We start from the raw sequence: 23,333 nt of genomic DNA, 5'->3' as shown, positions 1-23,333 counted from the left end.
TTGCTAAGCGCTTGTTGTTTTATATGTCTATTTATTGATTGCGAGGTAAGTACCAGCAGCAATCATTACACCGCCAGCTCCTTGATTCAGCTTGCGTTGAGCACTTGGTGTTTTCAACACTTTAACCAGTCGCCCTGCGCCGATCGCGGTCATCATTAACCCTGTCATTAGAGCAACAACGCTTAATACCGCAGCTAGAGCAATATCCTGACTATTAAGAACGGTTAAGTCCATAAACGTTGGCAGGAATGAAATATAAAATAAGATCACTTTAGGGTTCGAAGCCGAGATCAGAAAGCCCTGCACAAATCCGGCGATATGAGACGGAGCTTTTGGTGTCTGATCTTGTTGAATCGCTTCACTGGCCTGAGGCAGTGCTTTGATCATCTTATAGCCGAGATAGATGAGGTAAGCCGCACCGACGTAACGAATTACTACAAACAGCGTTGCCCAGTTTTCTGCTATTGCAGCCAAACCCAAGCAGGCTAAAAGGAGATAGATAACATCGCTGACAACCATTCCAGCAGAGAGAGAAATACAGTGCTTTGCACCTGAAACCATAGCACGAGCAACAATAGCAAATACACCCGGTCCGGGTGTGATGCTAAAAATCAACATCGCGATAAAAAAGGTGATCGCACTTTCAACGGTCATGGCTGTGCCTCATACATAGTGGGTTACTGAAAAGTAACATGATTGTATAAAAATACAATCGCATTGCAGTATTCAAACCCAGTAGAATTTCAGCCAACTGGCATACTCGGGAACCGTATCTTTCAGATCCGTGTAAATCCAAACCATGCGATCGACAAACCATGCTTTGAATACCATTACCACATACTGGTAAATTTGCTTTGCATCGCTCTGCTGATGGGAATACTGTCGTCACCCATTACCGCCACCATTTTGCCGGTAAAGTCCTTCTTCACTTTATCTATCATCGAGACATTAACCACACTCGAGCGATGTACTTGCCAAAACAACTCCGGATCAAGCTGAGCCAGCAGTTCCTTAAGTGACGTTCGCAGAACATACTCGACTTTGTTGCCCTGCTCTCGCTTGTACAGAGAGACGTATTTGTCTTCCGCTTTGAAGTAGAGTACTTCAGACAAAGCAATGAGGTGGATCTCTTCACCTTTGCTCGCTCTAATCCAACTTAAATATTTCGGCTGAGCGGGCGCGTTGAGCTGCTGAATCTGATTCAGCAAAGTGCCAAGCTCTGTCGCGGGTTCAGCGCTATATAACCTCGCTTTCAGTTTTTCAACGCATTGAGTAAGACGAGAATCAGAGACGGGTTTAAGCAGATAATCCACCGCATTAGTTTCAAAAGCTTGGACAGCGTATTCGTCATACGCCGTCACAAACACAATATGAGGTTGGCAATCACGCTTAGATAGCTTCTTCGCCAGTGACATACCATCCAGCCCAGGCATTTTTATATCCAGAAATACCACTTGAGGCTGATGTTGCTCGATCATTTCAAGGGTTTGCTCACCATTCGCAGCCTGCCCGACAATATCGAGTTCTGGCCAATACTCAGCAAGCGCCTGATTAAGATGACGACGCAGCAACGGCTCATCGTCGGCAATGACTGCGGTAAGAAGATCAGTTTGCATCCATGTTTTCCTCAAGTTTCTCCAATGAGCGACGTTGTACAGACAACTGAGCAATCACACCACCCGATGCATTCTCTTTCAGGTTCAGTGACGCATGTTGACCAAACAAAGTGGTGAGCCGATGACGAATATTGTCCAGCCCAATCCCCTGACCAGCATGACTAGGCGTATCGCTAAAACCAATCCCATTGTCAATAACAGAAATGGTCACACTATCCTGATTTTCAGCAACCTCTACTGTTATTTTTCCACCGACAGAGCTGGGTTCAATGCCATGTTGTACTGCGTTCTCCACTAGCGGTTGAACCAACAGAGGCGGTATATTGAGGTCACCCAAACAATGGTCGGAGATTTCATAATTCAAGCGTTCTCCGAGCCGTATTTTTTGAATGGCAAGGTAAGCATCCACCAGCTCCAATTCGCCTTTTAAGGTCGTATTGTACTGACGACTGCGTTGTAACGTCCCGCGTAATAGCTCGGTCAGTTTCTCCAGCATCCGCTTGGCACTTGTCGCGTCGCTATCTATCAATACGCTAATGTTAGCCAGTGTATTAAACAAGAAGTGAGGTTCAATCTGACTTTGCAGCTGTTTCAATTGGCTTAGTAGCAGTGCTTTCTCCTGCTCCGTTTGAATACGGCGAGCCCGTTCCAGCTCCTTTTGAGTCTGCAGCTTTTGCTCATGCGTATAGAAATACAGAAAACAAGCCGCTGAGAAAATAAACCCAAGAATGATGACCGGCTTCATCTGGCTGAAGTCGGCAAACTTGTCGTATTTGCTTAACCAATAGTAGGCATTGGTCGTACCAAACACCATTGAAGCGCCAATAGACAACATGCTCAGCTGACGCCGAGTCCAATGCTCACTCGTCCACTGCAATAAATGAGAACTCAATACTGCGCTGTATCCGTAGCCGAAACTGATAAGAATATGCTCCCAAAACGGGCTCGGCCAGATGGCATGTGTTGCGAATGCGATGATGAGGCAAAAAACTGAGGTGAACACCAAACTCTTCAATACGTCTGTTAAACGAGTAGCAAAGTCAGTCATCAAAATTTCCCTTTTAGATTTATAAAAATCATACGCTTATCTGATAGATTTGCATATACGGAGTCATGGCTTCCCGTCATAAAACGGGCTGCAAGTTCAACGTCGACCGAAGTCTGTCCTGAGTCATAAGCACTGTAGTGAATCCACTGTGTTGCAATGACACCGCCGTCTTGTGGCGATAATAAGAGATCAAAAGTTGGCTCTACATTCTCCAGCCATAAGGCATTTTTACTCCATTGCCACTGACTCCAGCTAGTAGGATTCAAACTCCAATGAAACATGACATTATGCTGCACCAGATTGATATGGTTGAGCCCCTGAGCGTACGAATGTGACAGACCAGCGATGCTGGCACTTTCTGATAAAGCAGCCGCTCTTTCCAGTCCCTGACGCCAATCTTCTATGCTCCATGCCCGATTGTCATACCAATATTCGACAATGATTTGATTGCCGGCTTGGCTCGCCCAATTAAGCCCAACCAAACCTTGAAAGCCACTACTTTTGTTAGCAAGAGTTACGGGTGAGTAGAGGCCTTGCTGCTCAAACCCTAGGTAGTCTCTCTGGTACACAAAAGAAGCGTGGTATGCCCATGACGCATCATAAACAGACACCATGGAGCCGCCAATTAAGCCTTGTCTTACATCGTCATAGTAAGCAATGCCCTGCCATTCCGTCTCATCTGTCAGCCAGTAACGACGCAGACCAATGCCCTGTTGCTCATTTCTTTGTTCAAGCTCGCTAGACTCTTGCTTTGTCCAGCTGGAATCGCTGTAAAGCAAACTCCACTCTCCCGAAAGATCAAAGTATGACGCCATTGCGACACCTGCCCCCTCCTCTACCTGAATTCCCACTGGGTTACGCCGATAAGGTTTGAACAAGTCTAAGGGGCGATATCCATACCCTACTCCCCAATCGAGGCGGATTTTTCCCAGCGTCATATCAAGCGGTAGTACGCCTGTCTCCCAGACTCCTTGCCAAAAAAGCTCCTGAACAATCAGATCATTATCAGCTGAGTCGGATGAGTCGCTCGACGCTAGTTGACTACTCTTTGCTGCTAACAGGCCGCTCCAATTTTGCCACTCTGCCTGCACACGAAGCAACGCGTCTAGCTGCTCAGTGTGCGACGCCGTATGTGGTTCAAACCAGACGGAGTCTCTGTGCTGATTCTGGCTACCACTGACCGTCCAGTCCCAGTTGAAACGTGGCTGAGCAAGGCTAATGCCTGAAACCATTGCCGCCAACGCAAAAATCAAACGGTAACTCACGTTACAGCTCCGACAGTGCGTTACGCGTCAAAAATGCCGGAATATAGTATTTATCTTCAAGTTGATGAGCCGTCACTTGCCGATATTCAATCACCGTTTTCTTCGCTGGCTGAATCTTGTCAATCAAGGTCATGCTCACGACTCTTGACTGGCCATCGCGCTCACCCTGTTCAAACAATGCCTGCTTAGCCAGCTTGCCAGATTTTAAGTACAAATCGGCTTTGATCGGGAAGTCGCTCTCCGATTCCAGCCATAATTCGATGCGATCATAACTCGCCCCTTGGGTTACAGACTGCAGAGAAAGCTGGTTTGCCAACACCGCACGCTCATTGATGGTCAAGGTTTCCTGTGCCGTCAGCGTCGCTCGGTAGTCCTGACTCCAAGTGAGAGTAGATACATCGCCAACGGAGGCTTCACCGAGTAGCTTTTGCATTGGTGTTATACGGATCGGGCGACGACTTTTAGGCATCACTAGCCAATAGTTGTCTCCCAACATCAGCATCTTTTGCCCCGCTTCAACCGGTGACTTAAACACAACCAAAGACTCGCGTTCAGGGCGTGTATAAACATTGTATTGGCGTGTTTTATCCAGCTCTCCGTTTTTATACAAGGTAACGAGAGACACAACTTTGGCGGACGCTGTATCAAGGCGGTAGGCATCTGCATTTTTGACCATGGTTTCCGTGTCATTAGCAAGCACGCCAACACTCAACAGACTCAATCCGATGGCAATAGAAAGTGATTTAAACATAGGTCAACGCCTCCGTTATCGGCTTATTGACACCCTTTCGGGCGGAAAGAAACGCAGCGAGAACGCAAATCGCCATGACACCCAATGCGCTGTAACTCAGTAGCTCGGGTGAAAAATAGATATTGAGTGGATAGCCGTCGGTTCGACCCGGTGGTGGTGGCATTTGCACATCCACCACCATCAGGGCAATACTGGTGAAGGCTGTTAGAAGCCCACCTAAGAGTGTGCCGATGCCAGCTAACAGTGCTGCTTCGCGCACAAAACCCGCCACGATTTCCGCAGGATATGTGCCTAATGCGGACAAGGTTCCGATTTCACGCGTTCTTTCCGTCACCGACATTGTCATGGTGTTAAACAGAGCAACGAACACCACCAGCGACATCACCGCCCCCATAATGCCGAAGATTCGATCGTATAAGTCTTTCACTTTGGTGTAGAAAAAGGCTCTTTGCTGCCACGGCGTGACTTCCAGTGCTTGGCGGTGTGGCAAAGAAGCGAGTTGTTCTTCCACCCAACTCTGAAGCTTCAACGTGTTTTGTGTTCCGTAAAGGAAAACCGACAAAGTACTCACTTTGTCACTCACCAATAGTTCCTGTACCGATTCAATATGCAGGTATAGCTGGCGCTTATCGAAGTCCGGTACACCCGTTGAATAGATACCATGAACTTTAAAATCGAGTGCATTTAGCGCGCCGTCGCTCGTCGTTGCAAGCACGGTGATCCAGTCACCAATTGATACGTTGAGATTACGTGCCAAATCGACGCCAAGCATCACCTCAGGCTCCGAGGGTTGAAATCGCGAAGAGCGAATATCAGACAAGGTTTTACCCTGACGCACGTCGAGAAACGGCCCCTTCATATCGAACTCACGTTCATTCACGCCAGTACCGACAAAAATGGTCGATTTATTACCATTTGAGACCAGCCCTGTGAACTCAATCCTAGGCTGAATGCCTCGTATATCCGGATTCGATATCAGTTGTTTGTAGATCGCAGCGCTGTCTTCCAGACCATTCGCCAATGGCATGTCTTCATCTTTCTCGAAAAATCCGGGAAGGCTGATTGTCAGATGGCCCGTATCCCGCGCCGTTGATTCTTGGAGTGATTCATAGGTGTAAAGCCCAAACCCACCCGCTGACGTCAAAGCAAAAACGGCAATCGTGATAATAAGAGCGGACAACACATTGCGACGACGATTTCGCAGCAAATTCAGATACGCTATGCGCACTGATTGAGGGACTAACTGGCCCATTTCATCGCCTCCTCGCTTATTCTGCCATCCACCAACGAGAGTGTGCGGTCACATTGATTCGCCATTCTTTGGTCATGAGTGGCGACAATGAAGGTTGTCCCGAGCTCATGACCAAGGGTTTTCATCAGTTCAATCACACGCTGCGCGGTGTGACTATCCAGACTGGCGGTTGGCTCATCGGCAATAACTAGCTTGGGTTGATGAACCAGCGCCCGTGCAATGGCGACGCGCTGTTGTTGACCACCCGAGAGATGATCAGGTCGATGGTGAGCAAACTCTCCCAACCCCACTTTGCCAAGCATTTCCATGGCGAGCCGTTGCTGCTGTTTGGCAGAGTATCCGTTCAACATTAATGGGTACGCCACGTTTTCCCATGCATTCATTACGGGAACCAAGTTAAAGCGCTGGAATACAAAGCCCATGCTGGTCCGCCTCAATTGCGCTGATTGTTGTGGCTCTTTCGGGTATGCCGAACCATCGAACGTAACCTGACCTTCATACTCACTATCAAGCAAACCAAGAATATTCAGTAGTGTGCTTTTGCCAGAGCCTGATGGGCCACAAAGAGCGACCATTTCACCATTACTGATTTCGCCAGTGACTTTGCTGAGTGCCTCCACTCGCTGCTGACCGAGTTGGTACTGCTTGGCTAGATTTTGAAACTGCAACATGCTCTCTCCTTAGGCGTTATTGGCCATCGCTATCGCTTGTAACGTCATCGGATGTTGGGCATTGAGCGTTGACATTTCCTGTGCCCATTTTTGTGCCTGTAAGCTGTCTTCTGCGCGAATGGCGGCCTGAATGGCGTAGATGTAAACCCAGGCAATCGCATCAAAGGATTGAGACGTAAAAGCCTGTTCAGAGAGAAGCCCCGAATACAGTTCATAACCGCGTTCGAAATGATTAAACATGTCGGGTAGTGACGTATAAGTCGTCGCCGCAACCGCTCTTGCCAATTGAGACTCTGGCAGCCCCTGACGAATCTCTTGCAACGGAACAGGGGTTGTACCATCCGATAGCATATCCAACCCTTTAGCAATCGTACCGAGCCCTTGCTCGACGTATTTCATCTTGTTCCAAGGAAGAAAAGCATCGCGTCCCTTCAAGGTTTGTGTGCTACCTAGATAGACCAATGTCAGAGCATCACCGCCTTGTCTTTCGATCTGACCTTGCAACTGCTGATAAACGGATTCAACCTTATCTTCATCGCCTTGAGCGGCTTGATTATATTGCTCTATTAACTTGTCACTTGGCGCCGCGACCGCTTGAGCGCTAACCAGTAAACACAGACCTAATTGATGCGTCAATTTCATTTTGTCGTTCCTTCTTCTTAGCTGATGTTCAAAGGTTAATCAGCGATGGGCAAGGCTGCTTGGGTATGCGACGAATGGTGGTTAGAAGACGTGAATGGTAAAAATGGAGCGTGAATGGTGAGATTTTGTTCAGCCTTTGCAGCTTATCTGGAAATCAACGGCTATGATCGTTAAAGTAGCACCATGATTATTTATCGCATTGAAATTCAATGTGACGAGAGAGAAGAAATTATGTTTAGCGATGATCGCGTCATTGATAATCTGGAAGAGCTTGAAGCTTTTCTCCTCGCTGTAGAAAGCGGCAGTTTTGGTTTAGAAGGCGTTGCGGGTATCGCACTTGCGACAAACAATGCTGATGGTCGCCACTTTGTGGCAGTACTGGATGATAATCATCAACTGCTGCTAGCTCGCTGGGTGACCGACGAAATCTTCAAAACAGGTCAGGATTTAGTCCGCAACGGACCGAAGAAAAGCCATTAAAAAAGCCCGCAATTGCGGGCTTTTTTCATTCAGGTGCTGAGGCAAGGTTAACTCAGGCCACCAAAGCACAGGTATTTCATATCCATATACTCATCGATCCCCTGTTTGGCTCCTTCGCGGCCAATACCGGATTGTTTAACGCCACCAAAAGGCGCGACTTCTGATGAGATAATCCCATCATTAATCCCAACCATTCCGTATTCAAGTTCTTCAGCCACCTTCCAGATACGACGAATGTTATCACTAAAGAAGTAAGCGGCCAGACCATAGATGGTGTCATTGGCCATCTCAATCAACTCTTCATCGCTCTCGAACGCCAAGACTGGTGCCACAGGGCCAAAAATCTCTTTGGAGACAATATCCATTTCTTGAGTCACGTTCTTTAGGATAACCGGAGCAATAAACTGTCCAGCTTGAGGCACTATGGGTGAAACAGGCTGCGCCCCTTGCTCAATCGCCCCTTGAATTAAACACTCAATACCCTCTTTGGCGACTTGGCTAATCACAGGCCCAATATTGACGCCTTCTTCCAAGCCGTTCCCAAGTTTGAGCTGTTTTACCGCTTCATCAAATTTAGCCACAAATTCGTCGTATACATTGTGATGAACATAGAAGCGATTAGCACACACGCACGTCTGCCCTGCATTACGGAATTTAGAAGCGACGGCTCCGGTAACAGCAGCCTCTATGTCCGCGTCGTCAAATACGATGAACGGGGCGTTACCGCCCAACTCCATTGAAGTGCGTTTAATATCGTGGGCACTCTGCTGCATCAAGAGACTGCCGACGCGAGTTGACCCCGTAAAAGAAAGCTTGCGAATCAGTGGGTGAGAGGTAAACAGCGCCCCAACTTCTGGCGCACTCTCACCTAGAACCACTTGCAATACATCGCGAGGAATACCCGCCTGATAGGCAAGTTCCACAACCGCAAACGCAGACAGCGGCGTCAGTTCAGCCGGTTTCACCACAAAGCTACAACCTGCAGCAAGCGCGGGAGCGGCTTTGCGAGTAATCATCGCTATCGGAAAGTTCCACGGCGTAATCGCACTCGCGACACCGACTGGCTGCTTAATAGTCACCATACGCTTATCAGGCGTTGGAGCCGGAATGGTTTCACCATAAGTGCGTTTTGCTTCTTCAGCGAACCACTCAACAAAGCTCGCACCATAGAGCACCTCACCTTTCGCTTCCGCTAGTGGCTTACCTTGTTCTAGGGTCATCAAACGACTGAGGTCATCTTGGTTTTCAACCAGTAGTCGAAACCAACCTTGGAGGATGACAGCTCGCTGTTTACCAGTCAGCTTGGCCCACTCTTTCTGAGCATTATGAGCCCGAACAATTCCCTGTTCGATTTCCTCCTGAGTGGAAATCGGAGCGTAACCCAGCAGCTCTTGTGTCGCGGGGTTATAAACCGCAACACTTCTGTCCTGATCCGACACCATAAAAGACACTAAACTCTGATTATCTATTTGCTGCATTGTGATTACCTTGTTCTTCGTCGATTGTGGTTGTTAACTCACACGGCATTCCTAAAAAGTCTGATTTGAGAAGCGTGAGTATTGTAGGGTATCCGCAACCTCTTGCGCTTTAGATTGGGAACTCATTAAATGTAGAAGCTTTAACGCAGCCTGATAACTAACCAGGCTGCCATTGGATGTAAGTACGTTGCCATCGACAACATAGTTTTTGTCTGTCAGTACCTCAACTTTCGGGTAGTCACGTTGAAAATCACGCTCACCTCCTGCCCATGTCGTCGCTTGTTTACCATTTAACACACCTGCTTCAGCTAATAGATAAGCACCAGAACAATTGCTTGCCATCCACTCTGCAGTTTTGGCTGTTGAGGAAATATAGCGGATCAAAGCTTTGTTATTGACCAATGGATCCATATCGTAACTGGACGTAAGTATTAAAGCATCAAGCTTAGGGGAATCACCAATCCAAGTGTCCACTCCCAACTGTAATCCTTCTTCTGTCGTCACCGTCATTGTATCCGTAACTGAAATTGTCACCACATCATAATCACTGAACCATGTTAATCGGTTCGCAACGCCAAATACTTCTAGAGGTGCGGTGACATCTGATGTCAATACACCATCATAGACTAATACACCGATAGTCTTATCCGCTGCCGATACGGTTGGCCCAAATACCATTGAGAGCAAAAGAAGCGTAGATAGCATCGTCATACGGATGTTTAATTTATCAATTATCATTATTTATCCCCATTATGTGAATCAAAATAGTCATCACTATCTTAGCGAGCATCTTTAATGATTGAAGTGGCATGTTAACCTATCTATAGTGAATTATATTCACGACTAAATGATGGAGTTGAAGTGGATAAACTACGCGCATTGCGCTTTTTCATCACGACTTTAGACACAGGCAGTTTCGCGGCAACGGCGAAAAAATATGGCACAGACCCATCGACCGTGAGTAAAGCCGTGAACAGGTTAGAGTCTGACCTTGGAATACAGTTGTTTCTTCGCTCTACACGCCAACTCAACTTAACCCTCGCGGGACAGCAGTACGAACAAACCGCAAGGCACGTGCTCGATGAACTCATCACATGCGAAAAAGATCTAAAACAGGCTAACAGCTCACCATCAGGTACATTGAAACTCAATTTACCCGTCTCTTATGGCCGCCGTTATATTCAGCCGTTGTTAAAAGAGTTTCGTTACCAATATCCAAATATTGACTTGGACATCTGCTACGATGATTCCTATATCAACATGGTTGATCAGGCTGTCGATGTGTCAATTAGGTCGGGAGTTGTGCAAGACCGGCAGTTGATCGCTCGCCAACTGAGTCCTATCGATTACTTGATTTGTGCAAGCAAAGAATACCTCAAACAACACGGGGCGCCAAAAGGACCTCAGGACTTTCACCACCATACCTGGATACGCTTTCGCTTTAGACAAACAGGAAGATTACTCGGGCTAAAACTCGCTTCCACTGAACATATTCATTCAATCGAAACAGCCCAAAACATTGTCGTCAATGATGGTGAATCAATGGCAGAACTATGTGCTCAGGGACTAGGGCTAACACAGATTCCTCACTTCATCGCTCGGGACTGGCTTAAAAGCGAACAATTAATCCCTATTTTCCCCAGCTTTCGTCCACCAAACGAAGGCGTTTATATTCTTTACCATCAACGTGAATACATGCCGTTGCGAGTGAAGCTCTTCGTCGACTTTGTGGTGAAATCAATACAATCCCAAGGTGAGACTCCGCGGCATACTTGGGCCAAACACCTAGATATTAAACTGCCCTGATAATATAAGCGCCTTGTCATTTTGGCTTATGTGCCGCTGTAAACAATTCTGAATAATAATCCCTAATTTTATGCCGTCCATAAACTGGAGCAATTGAATCCTTGCCCATAACCGTCAAGAAAAATTCAGCCGCTCCCCCCCATTTTTCGGGTAGGTTTTGCATTACAAGTAAGGTTAAACGCCTCAGGTAGTCCGGCAATCGGACAATATTCACATCTTTATACTGTGCTTCAAAAGCAAACTGTGCGATCTGAATAGTGGTTAATACTTCAGGGCCTCCTACGTCCAGTTCTTTCACATTAGACTGGATGGCTTCAATACAAAATGTCGCGAGATCTTCACCATGAATTGGGTTTAATTTCTTTGCTGAAGAACCAAACAGGTACACACTACCTTTAGTTGCCATGTGGTAGATTTCGGCCAAATCTGAAAAGAAGCCATTTGGTCGAATAACGCATGGCTTTAACCTCTCTGAGCTGAGTAAACGAGAAGCAAACCTTTCCTTAGCACTGAGCAGACGAACACTAGAATACTTTGCTGCATTAAACGCTGAAATATAGATAAATTTCTCTACACCTGCGTTTTCCGCCTCAAGCAAGACGTTGAGATTGGCTTGATAGTCGATATCCTTATACTTCAAACCATCTTTTTGACGAGTAATACCCAAGCAAGAAATCACAACGTCAACGCGGTCACAAATACCCTTAAGCTGATGCTGGTCGGTCACTTCTGCCTCAATAATCTGAGATTCACTAACGCCGATCTCTAGCAGCTTTTGTGTATTGCGAGCCAACGCAACAAAGTCTTGACCACGTTCTTGCAGTTGCTTGACGACATACAGGCCTAAGTATCCCGTCGAACCCACTACTAAAACCTTACTCGATGTCGTCATGATAGTTTCCTTACCTTTAAAGCTTCATACTCAGCTAGTATTCCGTAATGCGGCTATTCTCTCACGCCATGAGAGAGACCTCGCTCATCTTAAAAGTGGGCACTCAAGACCAACTGAAGAAAAACAAGCAGAACAAGAGTATTAACGCTCTTTTAGCCACAATCATGTTGTTTATTCACACCTAGCGGAAACGTCATTTCAACCAACCCATTGACTTCAGATGATCGAATAAAGCCTTTGGACTGATACAAATTGATCGCAGGATTCTCACTAAACACACGTAAAACGAGCTTAGTCGATTGAACGTTAAGTGCGTGTACAGCCGCTAGGTCAAGGCACTTGGCTCCAATTCCTTTTCCTTGATACTCAGGTAAAAGTTGCAGATCTCGCAGGAAAGTGATGCCATCAGCATAGCTAAAACGCAGCACTCCGACACGGGTATTACCTAAGTGAACCTCATAATTGTCTAACTCTTGCCAACTGTTGAGAAATTGATTGTGATCCCAGATGATCCCACGAGTTTGATAATAAGGTGCCATATTTGTCTTAGCTAAGTATTCTGCGAATAAGGCATCATTACCGACTTTAAGCTGCACATTCATACCTTCTCCTTACTTTAAACATGTGTTTTCTTACAAAGAATGGATAAAATAAAAGACCTAATAAATAGGTCTTTTATATATTATCTTCCACTCATCGTCACTCAGTGAGTGGCGACTTATTTGTTTGCATTACACGTTTTCGAGTTCAGGTCCACGGATCGACGCTCTTAATCCTTTAACCAAACGCTCAACGGCTACCGTCAGCTCCTCTGGCGAGGCATTGGTGTAGTTAAGTCTTAGCGCAGGCTTTGCCTCATCTGCATTTGGATAGAATACAGGGCTTGGCACAACTGCCACGCCATTTGCTAGCAAAGCTTTTGCCAGTGCAAACGTGTCGCATGATGGTAACGTCACCCAGATAAACATGCCACCCTCAACAGGCTTCACTTCACAACCGACCGGTAGTTGCTTTTGTAGCTCTGCAAACAACTTCTCATAGCGGGATTGGTACAGGTCTCTGACCATACCAATATGCGCTTCAAAGCCTTGATGTTGTAATAAGCCCAGCAGCAATGCCTGCATAGGGACACTTGAATGTAAGTCCGCTCCTTGCTTGATTTTGATAAGCGGTTCAAGATATTCACTATTGCCACTGACAATGCCAACGCGAAGACCTGGAGAAGCAATCTTTGAGAAAGAACGCAATACAATAGAATGTTGTGGGCAGAAATCTGAGACCAGTGGAATCGCCTGACCTGAGAATCTCAACTCACGGTAAGGTGCATCTTCAATCAGCACAACATTATATTGCTCACACAATGCACCAACCTGCTGACGCGTTTCCAACGTCCAACAAACACCGGTTGGGTTGTGGAAGTCTGGCACAGCGTAGAACATCTTAGGTGACTGTTCAGCGAAACTCTTCTCAAGCGCATGCAAATCAGGGCCCGTTTCAGTCTGAGGTACGGTGACAATATCCGCCTGTACCAAACCAAATACCTGCATCGCGCCAAGATAGCTCGGCGCTTCCATAACCACTTTATCACCCGGGTTGACGTAGGCACGAGCAATCAGATCTAGCCCTTGCTGAGATCCTGTACACGCCATTGCGGTGTGTGTCTTTGGCAGGTCAAAGTATTCTGCCAAGAACTCTAGAAGTGGCGCGTAGCCCGCGGTTGCTCCGTACTGGAAAACTTCCGGCATCGATGAAAGACTTTCTAGTGTCGGCTTCATTAATTCAATTGGAAATGTGCTTTCGTCTGGTAAGCCACCCGCGAGCGAGATAACATTTTTATCCGATGCGGCAGCGAGAATTTCACGAATATAAGACGACGAGATTTGTTGCAGGGAGCGAGCGATTTCCATAACAGTTCCTGAGTGTAATTTTAGAATTTTTATCGTCGAAAAGACGTTAATGAAGTGTATAACCCATTGATGAAAATAGGATGTCCGTTTATGCTGTTCAACATGTCCGTTTATGCTATTTTTCTTTATGAGTCGACAACACATATTCCGAATCAATGACGTGCTTTATCATATTCATAAAGATATCAGTAAACCACTGCCAGCCAAGGAATTAGCGGATATTGCCGCCTACTCTGAGCAACACTTTCATCGCGTTTTTAAACAGGTGGTCGGAGAATCTATCCACCAATATATCCGCCGAACACGAATGGAGTATGCCGCCAACCAATTGATGTTTGAACCGCATTCTTCGGTATTGGACATCGCCAACAAATGCGGCTTTCACTCTGTTTCTTCTTTCAGCCGAGCATTTAAATCCACTTTCAGCGTCTCTCCCGGAGAGTGGCGAAAGCACGAGCAACAAAATATCGATAAACCCTATCTCAAAGATCCTGAAATCGCCGCAGGCTATCACCGCGTCGCCAAAAAATCCCTTCCCGAACCTAAAATCATCGAAACCCCCGATCGTCTAGCCGCCTATATTCGCCATGTAGGTTATAGCCGAACGGTAAAAAATGCTTGGCGAGTCTTAACTTCGTGGGCAGGCAGCGAGGGGCGTGATACATCACGTCAATACGGTTTGCATCACTCAAACCCCGCGTTGGTTGAACTAGATAACTGTCGCTACGTAGCCTGTATCGAGATAGATACACAGATCAAGGTTCGCGGTATTGTTAATCAGTTAGTGATACCGGGGGGACTACATGCGGTATTTCGCCTCACAGGAGTTTATGGAGAGTTGCTTCCTCAAATCAGCAAGGTCCATGAACAATGGTTGCCTGAATCCGGCTTTAAGCTGGGACCAACGCCAGCCTATGTTCACTATCACAGGAATCACTTCCTGCATGAAGATGAACACTTTGAACTCGATTTTTACCTGCCTATCAGTTTTTATTAGGCAATCCTAATCATCAAGGCTTAGATTGAATTGTTTAAACCACTTCTGTTACCGTGTCATTCCTCATTAACAACGGAGCTGTTTAATGGACTCAAGCAGGCTAAACCAATATCTGGCTAAGATCGGGCTCTCATACATACCCCAAACCACCATCGAAGACCTTACTGTCCTCCACCGAGCGCAACATCGCAGAATTCCTTTTGAAAACTTTGATGTAGCGCTTCGTCGTACTATCAATTTGTCTGACGACGCTTTGTTCGAGAAATTGGTTCTACGTGAACGGGGTGGCTATTGTTTTGAAGTCAATGCCTTGCTACTAAGTGCTCTGAAAAGTTTAGGCTTTGACGCAACACCCTTGCTTGGTCGAGTCCACCTTGGACCAGAACCTTCAGGCCGAAGCCATCTGGTATCACTGGTCGTGCTTGACGGACAGGAGTGGATTGTGGACGTTGGATTTGGGTCGCATACTCCACGAACACCGATACCTGTTGTTTTTGATAGGGAAATCCCCACAGACTTACAAACCTTGCGCTTCGAACAACACTCCCTATACGGCGCTATGCTTCAGGCAAAAATAGACGATGAATGGATTGATCTTTATAGCCTTGATTTTACTCATGTCTGCGCTAGCGATATTGCTTATGGTAATTTCTATATGTCAACTTGCCCTGACTCAAGCTTTTTGCAGAAACGGCTAGCAACAATCACCACAGACGACGGCATTATCACGCTGCTTAATAGCACGCTAAAGATTAAGGCGAACGGACATATTGAGGAAAAAGAGATCGCTGAAGATGAGAGTTATCTTATGGTTTTAAAACAAATATTTGGCATTGAGCTGGACGCAAACTTTGACGATTTCATACCACTCAACAAGGATATGTAACAGAGTCGGCAGAGCAGATATAAACAAAGCATCTGCTCTGGACAGCGGACCTAAGAGTTAGGCTGAATTGGGCTACCCCCTTTGAGCCTAACTTGTTGTGTGACGTATTTGGTTACTGTCTCGGGTTTCGACCAGAGCAAATTTCATCTTCAAAGTCACTACGATAAGGGTTGATATCAAGGCCGCCACGTCGCGTATATCGAGCAAAAACTGTCAGCTTTTCAGGAGCACAGCATCGTTTAATATCAGAATAGATGCGTTCGACACATTGCTCATGAAACTCATTATGTTCGCGAAATGAGATGAGATACTTAAGAAGACTTTCGTGATTGATTTTGGCTCCAGTATAACGAATGTATACGCTTCCCCAGTCTGGCTGATTCGTCACCAAACAGTTCGATTTCAAGAGATGAGAACATAAAGATTCAGAGACATATTCATCCACTGTGCTTCCGCATAGCGCATCCGCATCATACTCAAACGAGTCTACGGTGATATCCAAACCATCAATACAATCAAATTGCTTATTTATAGACGTTTGTTGTGGTTCATCTACCTCCATAAACGATACAGTCACTTCAGCTCCGGCAGCATTAGTTAAGTCGGACTGCATTGTCTCAATAACTATATCTTGCGATTCAAAACAGGTTTGATTGAAGCTATTTAAATACAATTTGAATGACTTCGATTCAATCAAGTTGTTGGACGTATGAGGAATAATAAACTCTGCAATTGCGACAATGGGCTTTCCTTTGTTGTTTAACCATGACACTTCAAAGGCCGTCCATAAGTCAAACCCAGCATGAGTGGCAACCTTAAGATCTTTAATCTCATTTCTGCCTCTTTGTCTTGGGATAGGATCGAGTAATTCTGGTTGATACTGAGAGATATACTCGCTTTTTTTACCTAGGTTCTTATCATAAGTGGTCATTATTATTTAATTCCTTGACGTTGATGAAGCAGGAAAACAGTTTCCTTGCGAAATAAATGGGGCTGACACTACATATTGCCTAGCAGATCTTGAGACAGTCTAACTGAGAAAACAGCGGAAAGCCGATTACTTGGTGTTGTATAAAAGAATGCAACAATGGAACGCATCATACTGATTTTCCAACCTGATTTCGTCTTCTATCGGGAAAAACACTATGTTGCCTCTAAAGTGTGCCCAGTTACTCATTATTGCTCTTCACCTTTGTGCGGGCCATAAAACCAAACCAACACCAAAAATACAATGCCACCTGTAGAATATCAATGCACTCAAATATACACACGCACCCTATCTGATGCATCTGCTTTTATGTTTGAACTGTGATTATCAGTAACGAAGGCATCGCGTCTTGACTTCAAGAAACCACCTATTGGCAGCGGTTAGTTCACGCAGCGTGTTGCCAATGAAAAAGCGTTTAACTCGCTCATGACTCAAACACCAACTGGCAATATGCTTACCTGCAGTTGCAACACAAAAGCAAAAGGCTCTCAACATAGGAGAGCCTTTTTCGTTTCAGTCGACCTATTGTAACAAACGACTATTTGATTAAAAGAAGTCGCCCTGTCAGAGCTGGAACAGAAACGGCACCAGATGTTGCCTGAACATTAATCAGCTCACCACTCATCAAGTCTGCAAATTCGCCTGTCGATTTGACTCTTGCTAAGTCAACATTGAGTGTTTGTTCCGTTGTTGATGTGTTGAGTACGTAAATGATCTGCTCGTCGCCATTCACTTTCAGGTCAGCATACAAGTTGTCATCCAACCATAAGTTGCGTCGTTCACCCGCATAAAGTGCCGGATGTTCACTACGAACCTGCATAATTTGAGTCAGATAGTTTTTCACATCTTGTTGCTCAGCAGTCAGCGTCACCCCAGTCACGCCTTGCACTTTCGCGTTTGAGCGAGCGACATGATCATCACACAGCCCCTGAGAAGCACAATCTGATGTGACCTTGTCCGAGAAGTTAGCGACTTCGTCACCAATCTCTTCACCGTAGTAAAGTGTGATTGGTCCAGAGTAAGCCGCTAGAAAGCTAAACGCGGCTTTATGTCGCTTGACTGCTTCACCAAGATTGCCACGCTGAATCAGGTCACCGAAGCGCACCAAGTCATGGTTACCCAACATTAAGTTTGGCATCGCATGGTAAGGCGATTTGGCACGGCTGTTCCACTCTGCATCCAAAACACGGGCATTGTTGCTCGCCCCCGATTCTTCAACCGCCAGAGCTTGAACTAAACCGTAACGTAACGGGAAGTTGAACGCCGACGAAAGACCCGGTTGTGAGTCACTGCCATAGGTTGTTGCTGTAATCTCATCGGCACCTTTCCAGACTTCACCGACCATGTAGCCCAATGTTCCCCATTGCTTACCCGCATTCTTATTATGCAATGAGGCTTGCTCTACTGCAGCTCGAATGTTGCGCCATGCCTCAAGTGGAAGCTGATAAGATTGGTCGAGACGCCAGCCGTCAATACCAAACTCTTTCACCCAATAAGTTGCAACCTCTGTGAAGAAGGCTTCACTCGCTACATCTGGGTAATTCACATTCATACCCGGGTAACCCTCTTCCCCTCTCAGACTTGGTAGCTTACCCGTTGGGGAAGGTTTCACACCAGTAAGGTTAGTATGACCGAACACCCCATCTAAAAGCACGTATAGACCTTTAGCGTGAGCAGTATCAACCAGTTCTTTCAACTTTTCGTTGGTGCCAAATTTAGGATCGACATTGAAGTAGTCACAAGCAAAATAGCCGGTGGCGTCAAGGCGATCATCACCAGCCTGACCCGCGCAAGAATCAAACACAGGTGTGAGCCACAATGCGTTCACGTTTAAGCTCGCAATGTAGTCAAGACTGTCAATGACACCCTGAAGGTCTCCATTGTGATGCGAATTGCCGTAACCCACACCGTAGTTATGGTCTGAGTCTCCATCCACAAATGACTCCACCATCACCTGATAGATCCTCAGATCACAAGCTTTGCTGTCATCCTGATAGCAGGCATAGTCAAGCTTTGTATCAACGACAGATACTACCAACGCGGATTGGTCTGAAGCATCTAACGTAAATTTGTACACGCCTTGCTCGGTCACTGTCACCTTTATATTGCCATTACCTGCATTTTCAAGCGTGACAGAACCGTTGCCAGTTGAGAAGCCACCAAAACCAAGGTTGATCGTACTCCAGTTAGAAGAAGCCAGTTTGAACTCATACTCTCCCGGAGTCAGGTAGCCTTCAAAGGCGTACACACCGTCACCCTGATAGGCTATTTCATCACTGGTACTCCAGCCATTCATTGAGCCACGAACGTATAATTTGGTAGAACCGTAAGGCGCAACATCAACTGGCTTACTATCAATATTCAGCCCTTCTCCTTGCGCACCATTTTGTGTCTGGACAAAGACAGCCGCAGTGAGTGGTGGAATAGTGAAAGCGCCGTCTTGAAACTTCGCCTGCTTAACGACTGAATCAGACGAGGCTTTCAACACCGGATGCAACTCGAAGCTTTGTGCTCCAGCAATCTGAATGGTTTGTGCTGAAGTATTGGCATTAATCGCAACAACAATTGAGTCGAAATTGCTATCAAGGTCTGCGCCTGCACTCACCCCATCATTCACCGACATCACAATCATGCCCGGTAATGTCGACGGCCCAGTATTATGGAAACGTACGCGCTTCAAGACTTGCTCTTCACTCACTAAACGAAGCAAGGGTGTGCCGGAACGAATCTTCAGCAGTTCCTTGAAGACCTTGTCTGTCCAAGCAATATGCTCCGGAGTTGCCACGGTATTCGGGTTGCTAATGATTGATTGGATAGCACTCCAGTTAGCCTGATCTTTATCAGCACGTGGCAGACCAATGTTCCAGTTATTCGTCTGCTTACTGAAATCGACTTTGTTGTACCAATCACCACTGTCGTAGCTATCGCGTTCCATGGATTTAGAGCGTAGCAATTCAGACCCCATGTGCAAGAATGGTACACCTTGTCCGAGCATTACAGTTGATAGACCTACGATCTGCATACGAGCACGCTCTGCTGGCGTAGCGCTAGCATCGGCTTTGTACTGGTTGAAATCCCACAACGTTTGGTTGTCATGCTTTGAAACGTAGTTAATGGATTCTTGAGGATCGAGTGTATAGGCCGCACCCTGCCCTCCGTACTGGAAATCACGTCCGTACACAGTAGCGCCACTATACGTTTCCAACGGGTAGTTTTGCAGATTACCTGTCATACCGTAACGGATAAGATCCATCTTCGACTTCAGATCATCATTGAATCGACTGCCCGCATTAGCAAAACCCGGATTTTCAAGCAAGGCATCACCACTATCGAATGGACCACCACCGCGTACGCCATCACGTAGACGATCGTTGTAAGTCCCTATGCCTGTGCCCGCCATCGGCCATTGGGTTGCGTTTTCACCACGTTGACCATCAGCAACTTCACCAAAGTTCCAACCTTCACCATAGAACCAAGTATCTTCATCTACTAGCTTGGTTTTCTCATACACGTGCAGCATGCTCGACTTCATCAGGTGTCCCATCAAATCGAAGCGGAAGCCATCAATCTTATAGTCCTGAGCCCACATCACTACACTGTCCGCCACCAGTTTCTCAAACATGCGGTTCTCAGATGCAGTGTTATCACAACAGGTTGAGTTCTCGACAGCACCTGTGATCGGGTTCAGGCGATGGTAGTAGCCCGGTACTGCTTTATCGAGCACAGATTTGTCATACAAACCCGAGGAGTAGGTGTGGTTGTAGACAACATCCTGTACCACTCTGAAGCCCATATCATGAAGCTTCTGCACCATCTGACGGTACTCACGAATACGCGAAATGCCATCGGTTGAAACAGCGTAGCTGCCTTCTGGTGCGTTGTAGTGGAATGGGTCATAACCCCAGTTGAATCCATCCAGTGGACGAACATCTGCGAGCAATGCCTGCGCTTCGCCGCTGTTAGGGTCCGTTTTTTCTAGCAAAGACAGAATGGTTGCACCGCGTGAAGTACCATCGCTACACAACTTGGCATCAGGATTAATGCCGCAAAGTTTTTCTACGGTATCGGTCAGATTCACCGTCTTCGCTGGATCTTCAGGGATGGAAGCCAAATCGTAAGTCGGTAGAAGATGGATCGTTGTCAGGCCAGCTTCTTTTAACGATTTCAACTGCTTAACACTGTCGCGTTCATCTTCTAAGAAGGCCAGATACTTACCGTTGTTTGCTGGTGTACCCTGCGTATCGCTGACACTAAAGTCACGTACATGCAGCTCGTAAATGATGTGATCTTCTGGATTCTCCAGCTCTGGAATTGATTGACTGTCCCAACCTGCCGGTTTGGTTTCATCATCCGTGAGATCAACCAGTTGAGAGTGCAAACTGGACGTGCTCAGAGAGAGAGAATAAGGGTCAGTGGTCATCATCCATTCAACGTGGTCGGTTTTTGGATGGTAAGCTTTCACACGGTAACGATAGAACACATTCTTCAGTGAAGCATCGCCTTGGTAACGCCAGATGCCAGTCGCTGAGTCGAGAGTCAAACTGAATGGCGACTGTGCGATTAGTGCTTTATCCTGATCGTACAAATACAGTTCAACATCTTGAGCTGTTGGCGCCCAAAGTGCAAAGTTCGCACTATCGCCTTCAATCCAGCTACCCAATTTAGCTTCATCCGCATCATTTGGTCCTGCGGTGTAAAGCGTGTCGACAACGCCCGGAATCTGGACACGAGTTGCGACCAACGGTTTGCCTGCATCATCGAGTGCCACTGCAATTAGCTGTGTCTTCAACAGCGCTTTAGCCGTCTCAGTATCAACATCCCAATAGAAACCAACACGATCTTTCAGGTGTGGGAAGTCAGGATTATCAACGTTGCCAGCAAATGAAATGTCGTACTTGATAAACTGTTCTGGCTGATTGATATCACCGTTACCCGCAGCACGACTCCAGATTTGGTAACTGGCTGCTTCACCATGATCAAACCAAGCAATGGAATTAACATCGAGCCAGTGAGCCGCTGCACCATCAAGTTTCACCACAATTTGCTCATCTGGTGAGTATTTAACGACTGAGCTGCCGTGTGTCGTATAAAGTGTATTACCTTTAGCAAATTCAGCCTTCAGATCATCACCGCCCAGCGCTTTTGCGTCACCTTTGTGTACGATGAAGTTCATACATGCACCGTGATCGGATTTCAGTGGTACAACATACTTAGCACCATATTGCGGGTCGATTTCTCCCCAAGCGTATGGATTGCCCCAATCTAGGCCGTTTAAGGCGTCAGCCGACACTGCGTCACAAGATGCGTTATTCCACAGGTGAAGTCCCCAGTCCGCGTAATTACCATCATCTCGTTTGTAGTAAATGACCGATTCAGAATAAATCGGGGCAGGCTCAGATGAACTGTTATCTGGGCTGGTTGGGTTTGGATCGATGCTGTCTGGGATCCCATCTCCATCATCGTCGCTAGAGGCAAAGTCTCCTAGCCCGTCGCCATTGGTGTCTTTACTTTCAAATCTATCTTCAGGGAATGCGTCCACGCCATTATCGGCACCATCACCGTCGATATCACTGTCTTCGCTGTCAGTAATGCCATCACCGTCACGATCGGCAGGTTGACTGGATGCCGAGTAAGGGTCGGTTCCTAAACGAGTTTCTTCTTCATTACTCCAACCGTCACCGTCGATATCCGAATCATGCGCATCTGGAATTTTGTCGCCATCAAGATCGGCGGGGAAGCTCGCCGATGAGTAAGGATCGCTAGCGAGTTCTAACTCGACAACATCGCTGAAACCATCATTATCATCGTCCGTATCCGCATGATCGCCAATTCCGTCACTATCAGCATCTGCTGACTCTTTAATATCGGATGGGAAAAGATCAATCGCATCGGCTACGCCGTCACTATCACTATCTTGCGCGATGACTGGCAAACCTCGACCATCCAGCATTAACGTCTTATTAAGCAGTTGATTGCGACCACGTTTAAGCTCTTTTCCCAATGCTTTGCTGCCCAGCTCCAACGTATCCGCCAGCGCTTCCATATCTTGGTCTTCAATGGTTTCTGGCAGTAATTGCGTTAACGCCTTTGCGCTTCTTGCGACGACTACCTCTTGCTGAGCAATATAATCGCTTTCAATATCTAGGTGTGGCTGTTTGAGTTGTCGACGCAGTTTACGCAGTGCTTTGCGTTCGCTGACACCTTGCTGCATTTGCGCAGCAATGTAAGTCGAGAATGGCGTCACCAGAGTGTAATGACTCGGTGCCATCAAGGTATAGTCTCTTGTCACAGTGACACCCGGAATATCAGCGTCAATCGATACGCCTCGCTGGGTTTTAGCAACAAGATAAACGTCTTGGTCTTCGATATTCAGACCTTCAAGGTCAATGGCAGCATATCCGTCTCTATCAGTGACATCTGACGGCTCATAACGATCTTGTCGACCATTTCCGTTTACGTCCAGCCAGACAGATGCTTTTTCGATGTAGCCATCCATCACGTTGACTTCTAGCGGGTCATTACAACCTGCCAGCAGCCCAAGCGACGCCATAGCTAGGCTCAGTTTTGTTAGCTTGATGTTCATTTTTTTATCCATTTATATTCACGTTCCACGAGCGATAAACTTTTTGGTTTAATTACATCGCCTCAAGCTAA

The 23,333-nt window shown here is 46.6% G+C and carries 19 protein-coding genes; 4 read left to right on the top strand and 15 right to left on the bottom strand.

What is annotated here, in order from left to right; translation table 11 throughout:
* Positions 1 to 27: 27 nt before the first annotated feature.
* The 8 genes from TW84_RS19145 to TW84_RS19110 form a co-directional block, all read right to left on the bottom strand.
* Entirely contained in the window at positions 28 to 654 is a 627-nt protein-coding gene (locus tag TW84_RS19145) for a LysE family translocator (RefSeq protein ID WP_045977226.1), read from the bottom strand.
* Between the two features lie 176 nt (positions 655 to 830).
* Complete coding sequence (locus TW84_RS19140; RefSeq protein ID WP_045977225.1) at positions 831 to 1,616, bottom strand: LytR/AlgR family response regulator transcription factor; 786 nt, start codon at positions 1,614 to 1,616, stop codon at positions 831 to 833.
* Entirely contained in the window at positions 1,606 to 2,664 is a 1,059-nt protein-coding gene (locus TW84_RS19135; RefSeq protein WP_038158428.1) for a sensor histidine kinase, read from the bottom strand. The genes TW84_RS19140 and TW84_RS19135 overlap by 11 nt, the downstream gene beginning before the upstream one ends.
* A complete protein-coding gene (locus tag TW84_RS19130; RefSeq protein ID WP_045977232.1) occupies positions 2,664 to 3,896 on the bottom strand; it encodes a hypothetical protein in 1,233 nt (410 codons plus the stop codon). The genes TW84_RS19135 and TW84_RS19130 overlap by 1 nt, the downstream gene beginning before the upstream one ends.
* 34 nt (positions 3,897 to 3,930) lie before the next feature.
* A complete protein-coding gene (locus TW84_RS19125; protein ID WP_045977224.1) occupies positions 3,931 to 4,680 on the bottom strand; it encodes an outer membrane lipoprotein-sorting protein in 750 nt (249 codons plus the stop codon).
* A complete protein-coding gene (locus TW84_RS19120; RefSeq protein ID WP_045977223.1) occupies positions 4,673 to 5,932 on the bottom strand; it encodes an ABC transporter permease in 1,260 nt (419 codons plus the stop codon). The genes TW84_RS19125 and TW84_RS19120 overlap by 8 nt, the downstream gene beginning before the upstream one ends.
* Positions 5,920 to 6,603: an ABC transporter ATP-binding protein gene (locus TW84_RS19115; RefSeq protein ID WP_045977222.1), complete on the bottom strand. Its 684-nt coding sequence runs from the start codon at positions 6,601 to 6,603 to the stop codon at positions 5,920 to 5,922. Before TW84_RS19115 ends, TW84_RS19120 begins: the two co-directional genes overlap by 13 nt.
* A 9-nt stretch (positions 6,604 to 6,612) precedes the next feature.
* On the bottom strand, positions 6,613 to 7,245 hold the full coding sequence (locus TW84_RS19110; protein WP_045977221.1) for a hypothetical protein: 633 nt from the start codon (positions 7,243 to 7,245) through the stop codon (positions 6,613 to 6,615).
* Positions 7,246 to 7,476: 231 nt separating this feature from the next.
* Here TW84_RS19110 and TW84_RS19105 point away from each other — a divergent pair, with 231 nt between their 5' ends.
* Entirely contained in the window at positions 7,477 to 7,725 is a 249-nt protein-coding gene (locus TW84_RS19105) for a hypothetical protein (protein ID WP_045977231.1), read from the top strand.
* 47 nt (positions 7,726 to 7,772) lie between these two features.
* On the opposite strand, the gene TW84_RS19100 is transcribed toward TW84_RS19105, so the two are convergent.
* Together TW84_RS19100 and TW84_RS19095 are read right to left on the bottom strand one after the other, a co-directional pair.
* A complete protein-coding gene (locus tag TW84_RS19100) occupies positions 7,773 to 9,203 on the bottom strand; it encodes an NAD-dependent succinate-semialdehyde dehydrogenase (RefSeq protein WP_045977220.1) in 1,431 nt (476 codons plus the stop codon).
* Between the two features lie 51 nt (positions 9,204 to 9,254).
* Positions 9,255 to 9,941, bottom strand: a complete 687-nt coding sequence (locus TW84_RS19095; RefSeq protein WP_084720267.1) for a DJ-1/PfpI family protein — start codon at positions 9,939 to 9,941, stop codon at positions 9,255 to 9,257.
* 123 nt (positions 9,942 to 10,064) lie between these two features.
* Between TW84_RS19095 and TW84_RS19090 the strand changes: the two genes are divergently transcribed.
* The gene (locus tag TW84_RS19090) at positions 10,065 to 11,009 is read left to right on the top strand and encodes a LysR family transcriptional regulator (RefSeq protein WP_045977219.1); all 945 of its coding nucleotides are present in this window, start codon (positions 10,065 to 10,067) and stop codon (positions 11,007 to 11,009) included.
* A 16-nt stretch (positions 11,010 to 11,025) separates the two neighbouring features.
* Here the strand turns inward: TW84_RS19090 and TW84_RS19085 are convergent, their stop codons facing one another.
* The 3 genes from TW84_RS19085 to TW84_RS19075 all read right to left on the bottom strand — a co-directional run bounded on the left by TW84_RS19085 (position 11,026) and on the right by TW84_RS19075 (position 13,808).
* Positions 11,026 to 11,901 (bottom strand): SDR family oxidoreductase, encoded by an 876-nt coding sequence (locus TW84_RS19085; RefSeq protein ID WP_045977218.1) that lies wholly within the window; start codon positions 11,899 to 11,901, stop codon positions 11,026 to 11,028.
* A 152-nt stretch (positions 11,902 to 12,053) separates the two neighbouring features.
* On the bottom strand, positions 12,054 to 12,503 hold the full coding sequence (locus TW84_RS19080) for a GNAT family N-acetyltransferase (RefSeq protein WP_045977217.1): 450 nt from the start codon (positions 12,501 to 12,503) through the stop codon (positions 12,054 to 12,056).
* Positions 12,504 to 12,632: 129 nt separating this feature from the next.
* Positions 12,633 to 13,808, bottom strand: coding sequence for an aminotransferase-like domain-containing protein (locus tag TW84_RS19075; RefSeq protein ID WP_045977216.1), 1,176 nt, complete (start codon positions 13,806 to 13,808; stop codon positions 12,633 to 12,635).
* Positions 13,809 to 13,935: 127 nt separating this feature from the next.
* Here TW84_RS19075 and TW84_RS19070 point away from each other — a divergent pair, with 127 nt between their 5' ends.
* Positions 13,936 to 14,805, top strand: coding sequence for an AraC family transcriptional regulator (locus TW84_RS19070; RefSeq protein ID WP_157634069.1), 870 nt, complete (start codon positions 13,936 to 13,938; stop codon positions 14,803 to 14,805).
* 85 nt (positions 14,806 to 14,890) lie between these two features.
* Entirely contained in the window at positions 14,891 to 15,691 is an 801-nt protein-coding gene (locus TW84_RS19065) for an arylamine N-acetyltransferase family protein (protein ID WP_045977214.1), read from the top strand.
* 112 nt (positions 15,692 to 15,803) lie between these two features.
* Here the strand turns inward: TW84_RS19065 and queF are convergent, their stop codons facing one another.
* Together queF and pulA are read right to left on the bottom strand one after the other, a co-directional pair.
* Positions 15,804 to 16,622, bottom strand: a complete 819-nt coding sequence (queF, locus tag TW84_RS19060; protein WP_045977213.1) for an NADPH-dependent 7-cyano-7-deazaguanine reductase QueF — start codon at positions 16,620 to 16,622, stop codon at positions 15,804 to 15,806.
* Positions 16,623 to 17,217: 595 nt separating this feature from the next.
* Complete coding sequence (gene pulA / locus TW84_RS19055) at positions 17,218 to 23,262, bottom strand: pullulanase-type alpha-1,6-glucosidase (RefSeq protein ID WP_045977212.1); 6,045 nt, start codon at positions 23,260 to 23,262, stop codon at positions 17,218 to 17,220.
* Positions 23,263 to 23,333: the final 71 nt, after the last annotated feature.

Origin of the sequence: Vibrio neptunius (genome assembly GCF_000967495.1) — a bacterium.
Taxonomy (GTDB): Bacteria; Pseudomonadota; Gammaproteobacteria; order Enterobacterales; family Vibrionaceae; genus Vibrio; species Vibrio neptunius.
The sequence above is the reverse complement of the archived record's forward strand: the minus strand, read 5'-3'. Positions and strand labels throughout refer to the sequence as shown.

What these genes read in the sequence shown, in the direction of transcription:
- TW84_RS19125 (WP_045977224.1), bottom strand. Translation starts at nt 4,680, where the DNA reads ATGTTTAAATCACTTTCTATTGCCATCGGATTGAGTCTGTTGAGTGTT.
- TW84_RS19075 (WP_045977216.1), bottom strand. Translation starts at nt 13,808, where the DNA reads ATGGAAATCGCTCGCTCCCTGCAACAAATCTCGTCGTCTTATATTCGT.
- TW84_RS19135 (WP_038158428.1), bottom strand. Translation starts at nt 2,664, where the DNA reads ATGACTGACTTTGCTACTCGTTTAACAGACGTATTGAAGAGTTTGGTG.
- TW84_RS19145 (WP_045977226.1), bottom strand. Translation starts at nt 654, where the DNA reads ATGACCGTTGAAAGTGCGATCACCTTTTTTATCGCGATGTTGATTTTT.
- TW84_RS19140 (WP_045977225.1), bottom strand. Translation starts at nt 1,616, where the DNA reads ATGCAAACTGATCTTCTTACCGCAGTCATTGCCGACGATGAGCCGTTG.
- pulA (WP_045977212.1), bottom strand. Translation starts at nt 23,262, where the DNA reads ATGAACATCAAGCTAACAAAACTGAGCCTAGCTATGGCGTCGCTTGGG.
- TW84_RS19080 (WP_045977217.1), bottom strand. Translation starts at nt 12,503, where the DNA reads ATGAATGTGCAGCTTAAAGTCGGTAATGATGCCTTATTCGCAGAATAC.
- TW84_RS19130 (WP_045977232.1), bottom strand. Translation starts at nt 3,896, where the DNA reads ATGGTTTCAGGCATTAGCCTTGCTCAGCCACGTTTCAACTGGGACTGG.
- TW84_RS19070 (WP_157634069.1), top strand. Translation starts at nt 13,936, where the DNA reads ATGAGTCGACAACACATATTCCGAATCAATGACGTGCTTTATCATATT.
- TW84_RS19065 (WP_045977214.1), top strand. Translation starts at nt 14,891, where the DNA reads ATGGACTCAAGCAGGCTAAACCAATATCTGGCTAAGATCGGGCTCTCA.
- queF (WP_045977213.1), bottom strand. Translation starts at nt 16,622, where the DNA reads ATGACCACTTATGATAAGAACCTAGGTAAAAAAAGCGAGTATATCTCT.
- TW84_RS19110 (WP_045977221.1), bottom strand. Translation starts at nt 7,245, where the DNA reads ATGAAATTGACGCATCAATTAGGTCTGTGTTTACTGGTTAGCGCTCAA.
- TW84_RS19085 (WP_045977218.1), bottom strand. Translation starts at nt 11,901, where the DNA reads ATGACGACATCGAGTAAGGTTTTAGTAGTGGGTTCGACGGGATACTTA.
- TW84_RS19105 (WP_045977231.1), top strand. Translation starts at nt 7,477, where the DNA reads ATGTTTAGCGATGATCGCGTCATTGATAATCTGGAAGAGCTTGAAGCT.
- TW84_RS19100 (WP_045977220.1), bottom strand. Translation starts at nt 9,203, where the DNA reads ATGCAGCAAATAGATAATCAGAGTTTAGTGTCTTTTATGGTGTCGGAT.
- TW84_RS19120 (WP_045977223.1), bottom strand. Translation starts at nt 5,932, where the DNA reads ATGGGCCAGTTAGTCCCTCAATCAGTGCGCATAGCGTATCTGAATTTG.
- TW84_RS19115 (WP_045977222.1), bottom strand. Translation starts at nt 6,603, where the DNA reads ATGTTGCAGTTTCAAAATCTAGCCAAGCAGTACCAACTCGGTCAGCAG.
- TW84_RS19095 (WP_084720267.1), bottom strand. Translation starts at nt 9,941, where the DNA reads ATGATAATTGATAAATTAAACATCCGTATGACGATGCTATCTACGCTT.